Source organism: Streptomyces sp. NPDC055239 (assembly GCF_053606205.1).
The window spans coordinates 325,168-340,927 of sequence record NZ_JBSGRD010000011.1 but is presented as its reverse complement, the minus strand read 5'-3'; the positions used below and the strand labels follow the sequence as shown (position 1 = coordinate 340,927).

Sequence of the window (15,760 nt, the reverse complement as noted above, 5' to 3'; positions counted from 1 at the left end):
CCGGAGCGGCCGCGATCAGCGCTGGTCGGGCGATCCGGACGGCGGCACGGATTCGTTGAGCGGTACGACGTTGAAGTACTCCTCGATGCGGTCGATGAGGCCCCCGTCGAACCGGAAGTACATCGCCGCGTGTACCTCACTGCGGGACCCGTCGTTCATGGTCAGGTGGAGTACTTGCTGCTGGAGCACTCCGTCGCCGTCCTGGAACTGCCGCACGATGTCGTACCGGAGGGTGTCGACCTCTGCGGCGAGTCGCTTGAGCAGTTCCATGTTCTCGTCGATCGGCTGGTCGCCGCTTCCGTCGTTGTGCCACACGGTGGCGGTGCCGGTGCACAGGGATCGCATCGTGGCGTAGTCCCGTACCTCCCACTGTCGGAGGTAGTGCACCGCTGCCGCGCGAAGGTCCTGGTCGGGTGTCATCGTTTTTTCCTTTCGAGTGCGCCGGTTGCGGCGAATGTCAGACGGTGGGGCCGGTCGCGGTGCCGATGGCCGCTTCCTCTTCGAAGACGGGGGCGCGTTCGCCCGCTTCGACGCGTAGGAGGAGGTGGTTCTCCCGGGGCGGCAGAGGGCAGGGGAAGGCCGCCGAGAACATGTGGTGGGGGACGACGGCCTGGTTGAAGTCGATACGGGTCGTGCCCGTGGCGTCCTCGGGCCGGGAAAGGATCAACCACCGGCCCATGCCGGGCGTGTCCGTGCCGCTGGTGCCGTCGGTGAACGTGATCAGCAGGGTGTCGCCGCCCACACCGAACGCCCGGAGCGTGTGCCGCTCGCCTCGCAGATCGAAGACGAAGTCACCGGGGGCCGGGAGGGCGTCCCGCATGCTCGGCCTTGTCAGCCGGGTCACTTCCTGGAGACGCCCGGCCTCCGCCGGACGGTACTCCGCGTCGACGGTCCAGGCCGGATCCCACGGCCACGCCTCGATCCCGCGCAGGCTCCTGAGAGTGGGCGCCGCCGGATCCCACACGACCAGGACATGAGTTCCCCGCAGTTCCTCGATCGTGCCGCGCCGCCCGCCGGGGAAGGACAGCAGGCTTGCGCCGGTCAGTTCCACCGCGCCGTCCACGGCCCGGCCGTCGACGGACACGCCCTCCGCCTGGGCCGCGGTCAGCGTCAGGCTCCCCGAGAAGCCGGTGGACGTCCACCGCCCCGGAACCTCGGGGACTTCCTGCCCCGGTTCCGTGATCAGCCGATAGGCGATGCGGCCCGCCTTCCCGTCCGGGCCCGCCATCTCCTCCCACCGGCTCCGACGCCACTTGTCGTACGCGGTCAAGGCGTCGTCGTCGCCGGAATAGTCGCTGGACACAAAGTCTTCCTCTCCAATGTGGCGGTCACCCGCCACTGCCGTCAGGGCTCACCACCGGCCGGGAACATCGACCGGTTCGGCGACCGGTCGACGGATGGTGTGCTCGGCGTGGGCAAATCAGCAAGCCTGCTTGCTGTTACCGCAAATTTGGGAGAGTGCCGCGCTGATGTTCGCGCGCTTCTGTGTGTCCGCGATGCCCTCGGGTGAGGCGAGCGGGTTGGCCGGAAGGCCGGTGTTCTCTTCGAAGAGTTCTCAGCCCGACGGCAGGAGAGCCGGGGCGGGCAGGCCTCCGGGCACACGCCCGGCGCCGGCGGGCCTGCCGGGGCCTTACGGCCGGTGAGGAACAGTGGCCTCGCCGTCCAGCACGACGGCCACGAGGTCACCGCTCTTCACCGGGCGTTGGGGGAGACCGAGGGCTTCCAGGACCGCCTCCGCGGCCCTGGTCCACACACCGGCCTGACGGGTGGCTCAGCGCAGTCCGGCGAAGAGATCGTCCTCGGATGCGGCCGCGCCGGTCGCGTCCTTGACCCGTACGAAGGTCTCCACGCCCATCAACTCGCCGAACTTCTCCTTGCCCATCTTGAGGAAGAAGATGTTCTCGCCCTGGCTGGCGTGTGCGGCCAGCGCGTCGAACTTCTGACCGCTGAACGCGGTGGTGTCCACCCACGTGGTGATCTCGTCGTCGGGGAGTCCGATCTCGGCCATCGCGGCGGCCTCGGCAGGATCCGGCTCCGGCAGGTCTCCGAGCTCGCGCATGGTCTCCCCGAACTGCTGCATCGCCGAGCGGGGCATCGTCGTCCAGTACACCTTCGGTGTCAGCTCGGTCATCTCCAGCGCCGCCATCGTGATGCGGTGGGCCTGGATGTGATCGGGGTGGCCGTAGAAGCCGTTCTCGTCGTACGTGACGACCACATCGGGCTGGTAGTGCCGCATGAGTTCGGCAAGTCGGGCGGCGCCCTCCTCCACGGGGGTCCGCCAGAAGGATCCGGGGGCGTCGTTGCTCGGCCAGCCGATCATCCCGGAGTCGGCATAGTCCAGCATCTCCAGATCGCTGACCTTCAGGACCTCACAGCTGGCCTCGAGTTCCTGACGGCGCATCAAGGCGACGGCCGCCGGATCATGGCCCGGCTCGCCCGGCTTGACACCCCCCGGTCCGTCACCGCAACCGCCGTCGGTACACGTCACGAGAACCGTGCGGACGCCTTCCGCCGCGTACCGCGCGAGGATCCCTCCGGTTCCGGTGGCCTCGTCGTCGGGGTGGGCGTGTACTGCCATGAGCGTCAAGGGCCGGTCGGTCATAAAACAGTCCTCCTGCGGGAATACGTCTTGGTCCGAGTGCGCGGCGGGCGTACCGCGCTTCCGAGAGCCCGGATCCTGGCGGGCGGACGACCTTGTGGTCTCCGTCTTCCCGTCCGTGTGGCGCCGGTGCCTCGGTCGATGCAACCGTGCAGGCCGGACCGGATGTTCCCGGCGCGGCCGCTTGGTTTTGCCCGGCCACCGCACGCGCCGTGCAGGACGGGCCCCGGCCTGTCTCTCCTCCACGTACGTGGAGACCACGACGTAGGCATCCCGCCCCCCGGGTGTCGACACGCGGGCCGAGGCGTACGGGATGTCCCGCCGGTCGTCAGGGACGTACCAGATCGCCACGACCACCACCGCCCGCACCCGGTCCACCTGCCCGGGGCTCGGCCACCGCCTCCCAAATGACTTTCGCGCGCAGTTGTCCGGATGATGAGGTGGCGCCATGAGCAACCACGATGAGGCGGTGGCTGTCCGGCCGTTGACCCTGGCTTGGGTGAGCCGGCACCTGGAGGCCGGTGAACGGGTCGTCAGAACCGAGGCGCTGCACGGAGGCATCACCGCCGAAATGCGGCGGCTGACCGTCGGCACGCGGGACGGTGGCACCCGGGACCTGGTGCTGCGGAGCTTCGTCGACCCGTTCTACGTGAGGCAGGCCGAGGACTGGCTGAACCGGGAGGTGGGCGCTCTGACCCTGCTCGCGGGGAGCGGTGTGTCGGCTCCTGGCCTCGTCGCGGTTGATCTGGCCGCCGCGCAGTGCGAGTATCCGTCGCTTCTGATGACACATCTGGAAGGCCGGACGGTCCTTGAGGACGAGGGAGTGGAGACGCGCGTTCCTGCGCTGGCTCGTCAGCTCGTGGCGATCCACGCGCTGCGGCCCGCCGTGCGGCCCCGGAAGTATGTGGCGTTGACGACTGCCGACACGGTCGTGGTTCCGAAGGGCGCCGACGCGGCGGCATGGGCCGCGGCGATCGATGTGATCCGTAAGCCCACGCCGCCCTACGAAGGGCGATTCCTGCACCGGGACTTCCAGCCCGGCAATGTGCTGTTCGACGTGCCGCCTTCAGGGCCGGGTGGTGCCCGGATCGCCGGAGTCGTCGACTGGGCGGCGACCTCCTGGGGCCCCGCGGATCTCGATGTGGCGCACTGCTCGACCAATCTGGCGCTGCTGCACGGTCCGGCGTGGGGTCTGCGGTTCGCTGAGGCGTACGAGGAGGCCGGCGGGGTGCTGGCCGCGGCCGTGAGCGAGCGGCTGTACTGGCAGGTGCGGGACGCGTTGGCGTTCTCGGAGGAAGTGCAGTGGGTGGCGCGGCCGTGGCGGGAGGCAGGCAGGACAGAGCTGACGACACACGCCGTGGGGGAGCGGCTGGACGCCTATGTCATCGCTCTGCTGGACGCGCTGGGCTGAGCCGAGGTGAGTGGTCCGGGTCGTCGCTCGATCCCACGGCCTGGTCCACCGCGTACCGCGTACGTACTCAGCCCCGTCCACCGCCTACGCCCCCACGAGGCGGGGTGCGTCGAAGAGTCAGCAGACGCTGTCCGTCGGCTTCGGGTTGCCCAGGCCGAACAGCGGGCGCAGGCGCAGGCCGGCCCAGGTGCCGAGGATGGCTACGACGGCCCAGATCCAGCCGTGCAGGGACCCGGAGGCGATGCCTGCGAGGTAGGCGCCGATGTTGCAGCCGCCCGCGAGACGGGCGCCGACGCCCATCAGGATGCCGCCGATGACGGCGGCGAGCGCGGTGCGGGCGGGGATGTTGCGGTGCAGCTGCCAGACGCCACCGGCTGCCGCGGCGACGGCCGCGCCGACCATGATGCCGATGTCGGTGAGGCTGTTCTTGTCGGCGAGCACCGGCCCCGACAGCTGGGCCGCGCTGTCGGGCTGTTGCCAGAAGGCCCAGGCCTCAGGCGCGCCGCCGAGTACGCCCACGACCTTCGAGCCCCACAGGGCGAACGCGCTGGTGACGCCCCACGCGCCGCCCGAGACGAGCAGCACGCCGGCGCCGAGCACCGCGAGGACCAAGGCACCGGCGGCCAGCGGCCAGGAGCCCCGCACCGTACGGCGCAGGGCACCGCGCGCCGATGGCGGGGTGCCGACCGGCGGGGGAGTGCGGCGGGCCTGCACGGCGCGGGCGATGAACCAGATCGCGGCGAGAGCCACGATCGTCACCGCCCAGGAGCCGAACCAGCCGACGTGATCGGACAGCACATACGGGTCGAGCGCGGGCAGATTGTTCCAGAGGCCGAACTGCCAGGCGGCGAGCGTGGAGCCGGTGATGAAGCCGAGGAGGGTGAGCACGATGGTGCCCTGGCCGGAACCGACGGCGAAGAGGGTCCCGGAGGCGCAGGCACCGCCGAGCTGCATGCCGATGGCGAAGAGGAAGGCGCCGATGAGCAGCGCCACTCCGACCGGCCCCGCACTGGGTGCGGGCACCGAACCGAACAGGCCGCTTCCGGTGCCGATGATCAGGGCGAAGAGCGTCGCGGTGGTGCCGAGCAGCAGGGTGTGGGCGCGCAGCCCGGTGCCGTTGCCGACGGCCACCAGCTGCCGCCAGGCGGAGGTGAAGCCGAACCGGGAGTGGAACAGGGCGAACCCGAGTCCGATGCCGAGCAGCAGCAGGACGCCGGGCTTGGCCCCGTGCTCCGCGAAGACGTAGCCGGTGAGCGCGACACCGATGGCGCCGGCGACCGCCAGCGGTACCCGCCGGACCGGTGGCAAGGCCTCGGTCGCAGGGGCCGGGGCGGAGGTGGGGGAAGGGGCGAGCAGGGCGGACCGGGGCGGCGCCCCTGCATCGGCAGCGGTGGTCAAGGGGGTCTCCGGGAACGGCAGAGGGGATCGGACGGGCGGTGCTCGCGTGAGCGCGGAGCGAGGCGTCAGCGGCGACAGAGCGCGTCGTCGACGCTCCACGGCGTGGCCGCGAAGAGCGCGAGAGCGAGCTGACGAGCGGGTCCGAACATGCGCCTCACCTTAGGCATCCCGTACAGATCCTGGAACGCCGTCTCACATAGAGAGCACGCGAACGAGACGGCGGCGGGGTGGATCGGATCGGCCTCCGGGCCGGGCGGGAGCCTGAGATCCGCCTGAGAGCCGTGGTGACGAGAGCCCGGTCAGGCGACGCGGGTCAGGCGACACAGGCTCTGCCGACGTGCGTACCGGCCCGGTGCTCGCCGCTGCCCGTCCGGCGGCCGGAGGCGGGGAGTCAAGCCACGTCGAGCCGGCGGAACAATTCGACGGAAGGCGCGCACCGATCTCAGGAGTGCCGCACTCCGGAGTGCGAAATCGCAGGTGAAGGGCCTGTCGGGAGGTCGCTCGCGACGGATCGCTTCGCCGTTCCGCTATCCGTTCGAGTGATACGGGTACCCATTTCGAGCCACCCAGCTTGACCATCCCTTGACATGCGATTGACCATGTCTTTACCTTCGATCGGCGGTCGATGAAGATCCATTTCGTTGCCCGTTCCGCAATTCCCCGGCACTCGAGGAGGTCCGTCATGGACAAGCTCATCAAGCAGATGACCCAGGACACCAACTGGTCGAAGTGGGTGGCCGCCAACTCGGCGCAGGGCGCCAAGGACGGCTGCATCAGCGCCACCCCGAAGGCCGGCTGCATCAGCGTCGCCGGCAAGAGCGGCTGTATCTCCTGACCCTCATCCCCCCACGCCGGGGTCGCCGCCGTCCCTTCTCGGCGGCGGCCCCGGCCCTCCAGCCCCCCATGGAGAACACATGAGCCCGCTGCCAAGCCCGCACGTCGTCGACCGGGTCCGGGACATCCCGATCTACCGCGCGTCCGTCGCCCGGCGGGACTTCCCGATCCTGGAGAAGCCCGAGATCGCCCGTGGCTTCCCGGACAACTGGATGACGCCCCACCTCGCCGCGGCGCTGGAGTCGGGCGAGGCGGAGTTCGTCCTGTCGACCGGCACCAACCACGCCAGGATGCAGCTGATCCGGCCGCCGTACTTCCTGCTCCGCTCCTACTACCGGCTCTGGAGCGAACACCCCGACCTGCGCGCCACCTGGGAGGCGGGCGCCAAGCGCATCTCCCTGACCACCGTGCTCGCCACCGAGCACGTCGCCCGCGTCAACGCCAAGAACCCGGGCGCCACCCCGGGAGAGCGCTGGCTCGACGACCGCACGCTCTACCTCAACAACACCCTCGACCCGGCCGACTGGGACCGGGCGGAGGTCCGCCGCATGCTCGCCGAGATCCGTGGGATCAGCGACGCCCACCCCACCGGCACCTACCATCTGGACTGCTCGGGCTACCACCTCGCCCACCTCGTACAGAAGGTGGACGCCTGGGGCCTCTGGGACGAGTTCCCGCAGCCGGGCAGCATCGTCCACGCCTACGAGTACACCCCGCTGAACGTACGCGCCCTGCTGCACCGGCACTTCGACTGCCCCGTCGTCGACCTCTTCGGCAGCACCGAACTGGGCTATCTCTACTCCAGCGACCCCGAGACCGGCCGCTACCGGCCGCACCTGGACGACATGAGCGTCGAGCTCATCCCCGTAGCCCCCGGCAGCGGCATCCACTGCCTCATCGTCACCAGCCTGCGCAACCCCTTCATGCCGCTCGTGCGCTACCGCTCCGGCGACTGCGTGCGCACCTTCGACGGCTCCACCGACCCCGAGCGCATCGCGGCCTTCTGCGGCAGGGAGAAGGAGCTGCTCGACGCGCCGGGCGGACCCGTCGCCCAAGCCGACCTCGACGCCCGCGTCCACGACGCCTCCGACCGTGTCTTCCTCGCCCAACTGCGCCTGTCCGAGACGTCCGACGACGTCACCCTGCGCTACTCGACCTTCGACGGCAGCCCGCTCGACGCGGCACCGGCCGAGCACCTCGAAGGGCTCGTCGCCGAACTCACCGGCCGCCCCTGCGCCCTGGAGCACCGGAGCGACCTGCCGATCGGCCGCTCCGGCAAATATGTCTGGCTGGCGCGTCCCTCCTGACCGGCGCCGGACAGGAGGGACGCGGTGCGGCCGCCCGCACCGGGCAGCCCCGCCCCTCCTCCTATCCGCCTTCGCCGACCCTCGTCCCCCTCACGCCCGAACAGGACCCCGCATCGTGACCACCTCAGCCACGTCAGCAGTCCCCGCCCCCACCGCTGAAGACCTCCTGGGCAGCGCGCTGCACGGGGAGGTCGTCGCGTACTTCACCGCGAAGACGGAGCACGACCGCGCCCATGTCGAGCACCAGGTGCGCGAATGCCTGCGCTACCTGTACCTGGTCTCCCGCCACCCCGACCGGCTCGGCGGACTGTTCCTGCCGGTGGAGCAGGAGATCGACGAGATCTGGCACTTCCTCATCCTGCAGACCCGCGAATACCGGGAGCTGTGCGAACAGCGCCTGCCCGGCGGGGACTTCATCCACCACCGCAGCATCGCCTACACCGACTACCAGGACGGTGACCAGGGCGACGCACGGGCCGACGAGGGACGCCGGGTCGCGGCAGAGGAGGCCCTGCGCTGGATCCCGTTCTACGCCGCCGCGTTCGGCCCGTTCGACGAGGACGCGCTCCCGCACTGGACCATCGTCCGCTTCCTCCACCAGGAGATGGACATGAGCCTGGCCGAGATCTCCGCCCTTGACCCCTCCGACGGGCCCACCGCGTGACATCGGAGGCCCGCACCCCGCAGTTCGCAGGACCCGGGGTGCAACGCCGCATCCTGACCGTGCTCGTCGCCTCGCAGGCGCTCGGCGGCGCCGGAATGGCCGCGGGCATCACCGTCGGCGCGCTGCTCGCACAGGACCTCCTCGGCTCCACCGGCCTCGCCGGACTGCCCGTGGCCCTGTTCACCGCGGGAGGCGCACTCGGCGCCCTGCTCATCGGCCGGATCTCCGAGCGGTGGGGCCGCCGCCCCGGGCTCGCCCTCGGGCACGCGACCGCCGCCCTCGGCAGCATCGGCGTGATCGTCGCCGCCTGGTCCCGCACCGTGCCCCTGCTCCTGACCGCCCTCTTCGTGTACGGCGCAGGCACGGTCACCGGCCTGCTCGCCCGGTACGCCGGAACCGACCTCGCACCGCCCGAGAAACGCGGCCGCGCCACCGGCACCGTGCTCCTGGCCACCACGCTCGGCGCGGTGGCCGGGCCCGCCCTGGTCGGCCCCACCGGAACCCTGGCCGACTCCCTCGGCCTGCCCCGCCTCACCGGCCCTTTCCTCCTTGCCGCCGTCGCCTACACGGCCGCCGCCCTCGTCATCGCCCTCTGGCTGCGCCCCGACCCGCTCCTGCTCGCCCGGAGCCGCCACCACCAGGACGCCGCAGGGCCGAAGGCAGGCGAGCAGCGCGTACGCCGTATCGGACCCGGGGTCGTCACCGGAGCGGCCGTGATGATCAGTGGGCAGCTCGTGATGATCGCCATCATGACGATGACCCCGGTGCACCTCACCCACCACGGGCACAGCACACAGCTGGCCGGGGTCGTGATCGGCCTGCACGTGGGCGCCATGTTCCTGCCCTCACCCCTGACCGGCCTCGTGGTGGACCGGATCGGCAGCCTGCCCGTGGCCGCGTCCTCCGGAGGCGTACTGCTCACCGCCGGGCTCCTCGCCGCCCTCGCACCGCCCACCGGAGCCGTGGGAACCGGCCTGCTCGCCACCGCGATGGTGCTGCTCGGCATCGGCTGGAACATGGCGCTCGTCAGCGGCACCGCGATGGTCGCGGAGGCCGCCCCCGCCGAGGCGCGCGCCTCCACGCAAGGTCTGGTCGACGTGGGGATGTCGCTCGCCGGAGCCACCGGCGGCATGGTCTCCGGCCTCGTCGTGGCAGGGGGCAGCTACCCGCTCCTTGCCGTCTGCGGGGGAGTGCTCGCGCTCACCGTCATCCCCCTCACGGTCCGCGCCGCCCGCCCTCGGCACACCGCCCCACGCCCGACCGCGAGTTGACGCACCCTTCAGCGACCCGTCAGGAGAACGGCATGCCCAGCGTCCCTCCGCCCCTCACGCCTCCGCCCATCACGCCACCGTCCACCGCCCCGCAGCTCGACGCCGTCGTGGTCGGGGCGGGCTTCTCCGGCCTCTACCAGCTGTATCGCCTGCGTGAACTGGGCCTGTCGGTCCGCGTCATCGAGGCGTGCGACGACATCGGCGGTACGTGGCACCGCAACCGCTACCCCGGCGCGCGCTGCGACGTCGAGAGCACCTCGTACTCCTACTCCTTCTCGCCCGACCTCGACCAGGAGTGGGAGTGGAGCGAGCGGTACGCGACGCAGCCGGAGCTCCTGCGCTACCTCCACCACGTCGCCGACCGCTTCGGGCTGCGTGCGGACATCACGCTGCGCACCCGCGTGACACGTGCGGAGTACGACGAGGACGACCATCTCTGGCAGGTCACCACCGACACCGGGGAGACGCTCACCACCCGGTTCGTCATCCTGGCCACCGGCTGCATGTCGGCCGTCAAGGCGCCGGACATCCCCGGCGCCGCCGCCTTCGAGGGCCGGGCCCTGCACACCGCCGACTGGCCGCACGAGGGCGTCGACCTCACCGGCAGGCGGGTCGCGGTCATCGGCACCGGCTGCTCCGGCGTCCAGGCCATCCCGCTCTTCGCCGAGCAGGCCGCCGCCGTCACCGTCTTCCAGCGGACCCCGGTGTACGCGCTCCCCGCCCACAACCGTCCGCTGTCCGCCGAGGAGAACGCCGAACTGAAGGCACGCTACCCGCAGTTCCGGACCGCCCAGCGGCAGTCCAGGGGCGGCACCGTCTTCGAGCCGCCCACCCGGTCCGCCCTGGACGCCGCCGACGCCGAGCGCACCGCCACCTATGCGTCGGCCTGGGAGTCGGGCCTGCTCAGCGGCCTGCTGCGGACGTACAACGACATCCTCGTGGACGCGGACGCCAACGAGACCGTCGCCGAGTTCGTCCGCTCCAAGATCCGCACGATCGTCACCGACCCCGAGACAGCGGAGACGCTGTCACCGCGCGGCCTGCCCTACGGCACCAAACGTCCCTGCCTGGACACCGGTTACTACGCCACGTACAACAAGCCGCACGTCAGCGTCGTGGACCTCGCCAAGACCCCGATCGTGGGGATCACACCGAGCGGCATCAGGACCTCGGAGCGGGACCACGCCGTCGACGTGATCGTCTTCGCCACCGGCTTCGACGCCATGACCGGCTCACAGATCGCCATCGACATCGTCGGCAAGGGCGGCACGACACTTCGGGAGAAGTGGGCCGATGGACCGCGCAATCACCTCGGCCTCCTGTCGTCCGGCTTCCCCAACCTCTTCACCGTGATCGGCCCGCTGAGTCCGTCCGTGCTGAGCAACGCGGTGGTGGCCATCGAGCAGCACGTGGAGTGGATCACCGACTGCGTCGCACACCTGCGAGAGGGCGGCCTGACCGAGATCGACGCCACCGCGGACGCCGAGGAGAAGTGGTGCGCCCACGTCGCCGACCTCGCCGATCTGACGCTCTACCCGGCCGTCGCCTCCTGGTACACGGGAGCGAACGTGCCGGGCAAACCCCGGGTGTTCCTCGCCTACACCGGAGGCCTGGACCGGTACCGGGCGCAGTGCGACGCCGCCGCCCAGGACGGATACCGAGGGTTCGTCCTGACCGGCTCAGGGGTTCGTTAGCTCCGCGTGGGTCGCATGCGTGTCCCCGTCGTCGTCGGCGCGTTTCGCTAATAACAAGCCCTTCGGGTCGCTCGGATCAGGGCCGGGCTCCGGCCGCCGCGGCGGTGGGCGGGGTCTCGGCGATGACCGCGCGGCGCAGCTGTTCCGGCTTCGGTGGGAGCAGGCGGGTGAGGTCGTAGTGGGTGCGGCCGCGGCGGTAGCTGGTGATCAGGCCGTTCTCTTCGAGGGGGAGTCCGGCCGGGCGGAGTGTGGCCCGGCCGTCGTCGTCGAGCAGTCCGGTGTGGTTGGGGCGCAGGCTGACCCAGAGTTTCGTGGTGCCGTGGGCGCGTTCGACCAGTTCCCGGCGTAGCGGAAGCCATCGGGTGAGTGCGGCGCGGCTCAGCGGTGACAGGGCGAACCAGTCGCGCTCCGTCGGCCGGCTGCTGCCGTGCTGGGGGTGCCGTTCGATGTACAGCGCGCGGTGGTCCGGGGCGAGGTGGGACAGGCGCAGTGCGACAAGTTCGCCGGAGCGCGGGGCCGTGTCGAGGATGAGGGCGAGCACCGCGGTGAGGCGCGTCTTGCCCGGTGAGAGGTAGCCGGCGAGGTTCTGGTCGAGGTGGTTGCGCAGGGCTGCCAGGTCGCCGAACTCCGGTGTGGGCTGCAGCAGCACCGCGCCGCCGCCGAGGCGCAGTCCGGGCAGGCCGATCGCCTCGCGCAGCATGTCCACGCAGTGCTTACGGGCTTCGTTGGTCGGCTGGGATGTGGGTGGACGCCCGCCTTTGACCAGCCGGGCACGCAGTGCGCCGGATTCCGCGATGCGGAGGTAGGGGCCGAGGGCGTCCTGTTCGAGGAGGCGGCGCAGCGAGCGACGGGCGCCGACGGGAAGCGCGTCACGCGACAGGGCCCGCAGCAGTTCGCCGCGGACCATGCCGAGCTGACGGCGGCGGGCCTCGCCGACGGTCAGGTCGTCGAGGAGCCTGTCCAACGCGGTGATCGAGCGGTACTCCGGCACCCCCCGATTCTCGCCCATGCCCTCCCTGGATCACCCCACATCCGGCAACAGGGCGAGAGTTCACCGAAGGACGTTTCGGCGCCGTCGTGATTCCCCCTCGTAGATCACGACGGCGCCCGATCAGGCACCACAGATACTGCTTCTGGTCGGCGGGCCGGGGCAACGTCATTCGGCTGTCCCGGATGCGGGCGGGCTGTCCGGGCTGGTCGGAACCTTGTCCGGATTACGTCCCGGACAGCGGGGACGCGGCCAGATCCACCGTTCCCTCTTGTGTGCCTCCAGCAGCAACATGATGTTCGTGAGGAATCCAGGGGAGTTGTCGCCGTCCGGAGCCCGTGATGCCGCTGGGCTCGTCCAGTTGATGCGGCAGCTCAAGGAGCGTTCGGGGCTGACGTATCGCGAATTGGAGGAGCGGGCCGCCCGGAGCGGCGACGTGCTGGCGCGCAGCACGCTGGCCGACATCCTGCGACGGACGAGCCTGCCGAGACCCGACGTGCTGGCCGCGTTCGTCCGCGCCTGCGGGGACGGGCAGCGGGTCGGGGCCTGGCTGGAAGCCAGGGACCGGATCGCCGCGTATCCGGATATCGCTCCCGTGCCCGCCACGGACCCCGGTCCGGAGGCTGGGGATCCGCCGCCGCGGACCGTGGGCTCCTGGGGCCGGCGGCCACACTGGACCAGGGGGCGCACGGTCGTACTCGCCCTCTCGCTCACGGTCCCGTTGCTCGCCCTGGTCGCCTGGGGGCTGCTCCCCGGCGGCTCCGGTGATCCGGGTACACCGGCTGCCGCGGCCACCGGCGCGGGCGCTCGTACTCTCGGCGGCTGGGTGACCGTCCGCCCCGTCAGCACGCCGGACCTGTGTCTGACCGACGGCCGTGACCGGGACGGTGCCTATGGCAGCGCCGTCGCTGTCCAGCTCCCTTGTTCCCGGGCCACCGTGCCGCGCACCTACCTCGAACCGGCTGGTGAGGGCCTCTACCGCATCCAGTGGCACCATCCCGAGGAGGGCAAAGGCTGCCTGGCGATCATGCGCTCCGGTCCGGTCAAGGGCATGCTCGAGCCGCGCAACGACTGCGGCCAGGCCACCCTGTTCCGTGCGGAAGCCGTCACAGCTGAAGCAGCCACAACTGAAGTAGCCACAACCGAAGCCGGCGACAAGGTCCGGCTTCGTCCGACCGACAGCAGCAAGTGCGTGGGCATCGCCGACAACGACACCGCCGCGGGAGCCGAAGCGATCGAGGAACGGTGCACCGGCGCGGCAGACCAGCAGTTCCTCATCCGGGCGGGATGACTCAGACCAGTTCGGGTTGTGGTTTCGCCTGGACGGCCGGTGCGGCCTTCGGCTCCCACAGCCTGGTGGTCCGTACGTAGCCGTGGATCACCGAGGCCATCGCCAGCAGGAGAAGTGGCCCGAACACCTCGGGATGCCTGGCCATGTCCATCGGCAGATAGCGGTACGCCACCAGGAGCGCGGCGAAGACCGCCGTGCCGTGGGCGACCAGCTGAATGCCCTGCCGGTCCCAGCCGCGGTCGAACGAGCGCAGGGCCGCCTCGACGGTGAGCGCGAACACCACGCCGACGATGAGGTCCACGCCGTAGTGGTAGCCGAAGCCCAGCGTCGCGCTGAGCGTGGCGATGAGCCAGAACGTCCCCGCGTATCGCAGGAGTCGTGGGCCCTTGCGGGAGTGGATGAAGATCGCGGTAGCCCACGCGGTGTGCAGACTCGGGACGCAGTTGCGAGGGGTGATCCCGTCGTACGGGACGGGGTGCGGGGCGCTGATCGGCAGCGGCGTGTTCGGCCACAGGTCGGCCACCGCCCACTGCAGGCCGCCGGTGCCGGAGGTGCCGGGGCCGTAGGCGAAGATCGGGCCGACCACCGGGAAGATCATGTAGATGGCGGGACCGAGCAGGCCGATCAGCAGAAAGGTGCGCACCAGGTGGTGGCGCGGGAAGCGGCGCTCGGCTGCCACGTTGCGCAGTTGGTACAGGGCGACGGCGATCGCGGCCACCGCGAGTTGGGCGTAGACCAGGTCGAGGACGTGGGTGGTGACCGGTCCGCTGGCCCTGAGTATCCGGCCCGCCAGCCATGAGGGGTTGCCCAGCGCGTGGTCGGCCATGGCCACGTACGGGTCGAGGACGGTCGGGCGGGTCTTCGACGTGATGAGCAGCCAGGTGTCGCCGGTCTTGCGGCCGGCCACGAGGAGCAGGCCGAGGCCGACGCCCTTCAGGAGCAGGACGCGTTCCTGGCCGGTGCGGCGTGTGATCGCGACGACCGCGCAGCCCAGCATCGCCCACAGTGCGCCGTTGCCGAAGAACTGGCCCTCGGGCACCTTGGTGTCCGCCGCCCACCGCACCAGTACGAAGATGATGTCGATGCCGATCGCGGTACCGAGCGCGATGAACCGCTGGCGCCAGGTGAGCACCACCATCATCAGCATCAGGCCGCCGTACAGCGGGCCGGGTTTGGGTGCGAACAGCACCTCGCGCGCCTGGTTGGTGATCGGCCCCGGTACGCCGCCGTAGTGGCGGGCGGCGATCTCGAGGGCGGTGAGGAACCCGAGTGCCACCGTGACGGCCGTGGCCCACAGGATTGCCCGTGGCCGTCGCCACGCGGTGAAGTTGATCGTGCGGTCTATTCGTGAAAGCGCCCGCGAAGCCTTGGATATCAATTGTCTGACCGATTTGGTAGGTGATATTTAGATAGATGCCCCTTCGTGCCACATGGTGTGTTTCCGCTGAAGGAAGGGTGATGGGGCGCTCGTTGCGAGGTCGATCATGCCATCGCAAGGGGTGCGGGTGGATTCACCGCATGCGCATCAGGCCCGCGTGGGCCAGTCCCGCCGCCCCGGGTGCGAGGGGCGGCGTACCCGCCCGGTCGGCCCCTCGCACCCGCCCGTCATTACTTCTTCGGCATCAGGACCGTGTCGATGATGTAGACGTTGGCGTTGGCGGTCTTCACGTTGCCGCAGCCCACGTTGGCGGAGTCGTTGACCTTGTAGGACTCACCCGAACCCGAAGTCGTCAGCTTGGACTTCTCCAGCGTCTCGAACGATCCCTTCTCCAGGTCCTTGGGCGCCAGCTTCTGGCCCACCACGTGGTACGTGAGGACCTTGGTGAGCATGGCCTTGTCGTTCAGGACCTTGTCGAGGTCGGCCTTGGGGATCTTCGCGAAGGCGTCGTTGGTCGGCGCGAAGACCGTGAGGTCCTTGGCGTTGTTCAGGGTGTCGACGAGACCGGCCTTCTTGACGGCGGTCACCAGGGTCGACAGGTCCGGGTTGTTGGACGCGGCGGTGGCGACCGGGTCCTTGGCCATGCCGTCGAAGCTGCCCTTGCCGTCCTTGGGCACCGAGGCACAGGCCGGACCGAACGGCTCGTCCATGCTGCTCGCGTCGCCCGCGCTGTCGTTGCCCTTGTCGGTCGCCTTGTCCGAAGCCGCGGACGACTTGGAGTCCGATGACGCCTTGTCCTTGCTGTCGTCACTGGAGCATGCGGTCAGGGCCAGCGGCAGCATCGCCGCCGCGGCGAGAACGAGGGCTCCACGACGGGTACGGCGGGTGATGGCGTTCATTTCTGCTCCTTGATTGATTTCGTGCA

The 15,760-nt window shown here is 70.3% G+C and carries 14 protein-coding genes; 7 read left to right on the top strand and 7 right to left on the bottom strand.

The annotated features are described in order from the left end of the window. Positions 1–15 precede the first annotated feature (15 nt). The 3 genes from ACWFRJ_RS31615 to ACWFRJ_RS31605 form a co-directional block, all read right to left on the bottom strand. On the bottom strand, positions 16–420 hold the full coding sequence (locus ACWFRJ_RS31615; protein WP_453538496.1) for a nuclear transport factor 2 family protein: 405 nt from the start codon (positions 418–420) through the stop codon (positions 16–18). 37 nt (positions 421–457) lie between these two features. Continuing rightward, positions 458–1,303, bottom strand: a complete 846-nt coding sequence (locus ACWFRJ_RS31610; RefSeq protein ID WP_453538493.1) for a DUF1684 domain-containing protein — start codon at positions 1,301–1,303, stop codon at positions 458–460. A gap of 468 nt (positions 1,304–1,771) precedes the next feature. Further along, on the bottom strand, positions 1,772–2,602 hold the full coding sequence (locus tag ACWFRJ_RS31605) for a PIG-L family deacetylase (RefSeq protein WP_453538490.1): 831 nt from the start codon (positions 2,600–2,602) through the stop codon (positions 1,772–1,774). 445 nt (positions 2,603–3,047) lie between these two features. Here ACWFRJ_RS31605 and ACWFRJ_RS31600 point away from each other — a divergent pair, with 445 nt between their 5' ends. After that, a complete protein-coding gene (locus tag ACWFRJ_RS31600) occupies positions 3,048–4,010 on the top strand; it encodes a phosphotransferase family protein (protein ID WP_453538487.1) in 963 nt (320 codons plus the stop codon). A 117-nt stretch (positions 4,011–4,127) separates the two neighbouring features. Here the strand turns inward: ACWFRJ_RS31600 and ACWFRJ_RS31595 are convergent, their stop codons facing one another. Beyond that, positions 4,128–5,408 carry a YeeE/YedE family protein gene (locus tag ACWFRJ_RS31595; protein WP_453538484.1) on the bottom strand — a complete coding sequence of 427 codons (1,281 nt, stop codon included), beginning with the start codon at positions 5,406–5,408 and terminating at the stop codon, positions 4,128–4,130. Between the two features lie 682 nt (positions 5,409–6,090). Between ACWFRJ_RS31595 and ACWFRJ_RS31590 the strand changes: the two genes are divergently transcribed. The 5 genes from ACWFRJ_RS31590 to ACWFRJ_RS31570 all read left to right on the top strand — a co-directional run bounded on the left by ACWFRJ_RS31590 (position 6,091) and on the right by ACWFRJ_RS31570 (position 11,178). Beyond that, on the top strand, positions 6,091–6,243 hold the full coding sequence (locus ACWFRJ_RS31590) for a hypothetical protein (RefSeq protein ID WP_202120919.1): 153 nt from the start codon (positions 6,091–6,093) through the stop codon (positions 6,241–6,243). 79 nt (positions 6,244–6,322) lie between these two features. Next, positions 6,323–7,549 (top strand): hypothetical protein, encoded by a 1,227-nt coding sequence (locus ACWFRJ_RS31585; RefSeq protein WP_453538481.1) that lies wholly within the window; start codon positions 6,323–6,325, stop codon positions 7,547–7,549. A 115-nt stretch (positions 7,550–7,664) separates the two neighbouring features. Further along, a complete protein-coding gene (locus ACWFRJ_RS31580) occupies positions 7,665–8,213 on the top strand; it encodes a hypothetical protein (protein WP_453538478.1) in 549 nt (182 codons plus the stop codon). Beyond that, positions 8,210–9,484: an MFS transporter gene (locus ACWFRJ_RS31575; protein WP_453538475.1), complete on the top strand. Its 1,275-nt coding sequence runs from the start codon at positions 8,210–8,212 to the stop codon at positions 9,482–9,484. Before ACWFRJ_RS31580 ends, ACWFRJ_RS31575 begins: the two co-directional genes overlap by 4 nt. Positions 9,485–9,516: 32 nt before the next feature. Next, complete coding sequence (locus ACWFRJ_RS31570; RefSeq protein WP_453538473.1) at positions 9,517–11,178, top strand: flavin-containing monooxygenase; 1,662 nt, start codon at positions 9,517–9,519, stop codon at positions 11,176–11,178. 76 nt (positions 11,179–11,254) lie between these two features. Here the strand turns inward: ACWFRJ_RS31570 and ACWFRJ_RS31565 are convergent, their stop codons facing one another. After that, positions 11,255–12,187, bottom strand: a complete 933-nt coding sequence (locus ACWFRJ_RS31565) for a hypothetical protein (RefSeq protein ID WP_453538470.1) — start codon at positions 12,185–12,187, stop codon at positions 11,255–11,257. Positions 12,188–12,467: 280 nt separating this feature from the next. Here ACWFRJ_RS31565 and ACWFRJ_RS31560 point away from each other — a divergent pair, with 280 nt between their 5' ends. Further along, positions 12,468–13,457 carry a helix-turn-helix domain-containing protein gene (locus tag ACWFRJ_RS31560; protein ID WP_453538468.1) on the top strand — a complete coding sequence of 330 codons (990 nt, stop codon included), beginning with the start codon at positions 12,468–12,470 and terminating at the stop codon, positions 13,455–13,457. A 1-nt stretch (position 13,458) separates the two neighbouring features. Here ACWFRJ_RS31560 and ACWFRJ_RS31555 read toward each other — a convergent pair whose 3' ends face one another. Both ACWFRJ_RS31555 and ACWFRJ_RS31550 read right to left on the bottom strand, forming a co-directional pair. Next, a complete protein-coding gene (locus ACWFRJ_RS31555) occupies positions 13,459–14,790 on the bottom strand; it encodes a phosphatase PAP2 family protein (RefSeq protein ID WP_453538627.1) in 1,332 nt (443 codons plus the stop codon). Between the two features lie 275 nt (positions 14,791–15,065). Next, a complete protein-coding gene (locus tag ACWFRJ_RS31550) occupies positions 15,066–15,725 on the bottom strand; it encodes a fasciclin domain-containing protein (protein ID WP_453538625.1) in 660 nt (219 codons plus the stop codon). Positions 15,726–15,760 lie beyond the last annotated feature (35 nt).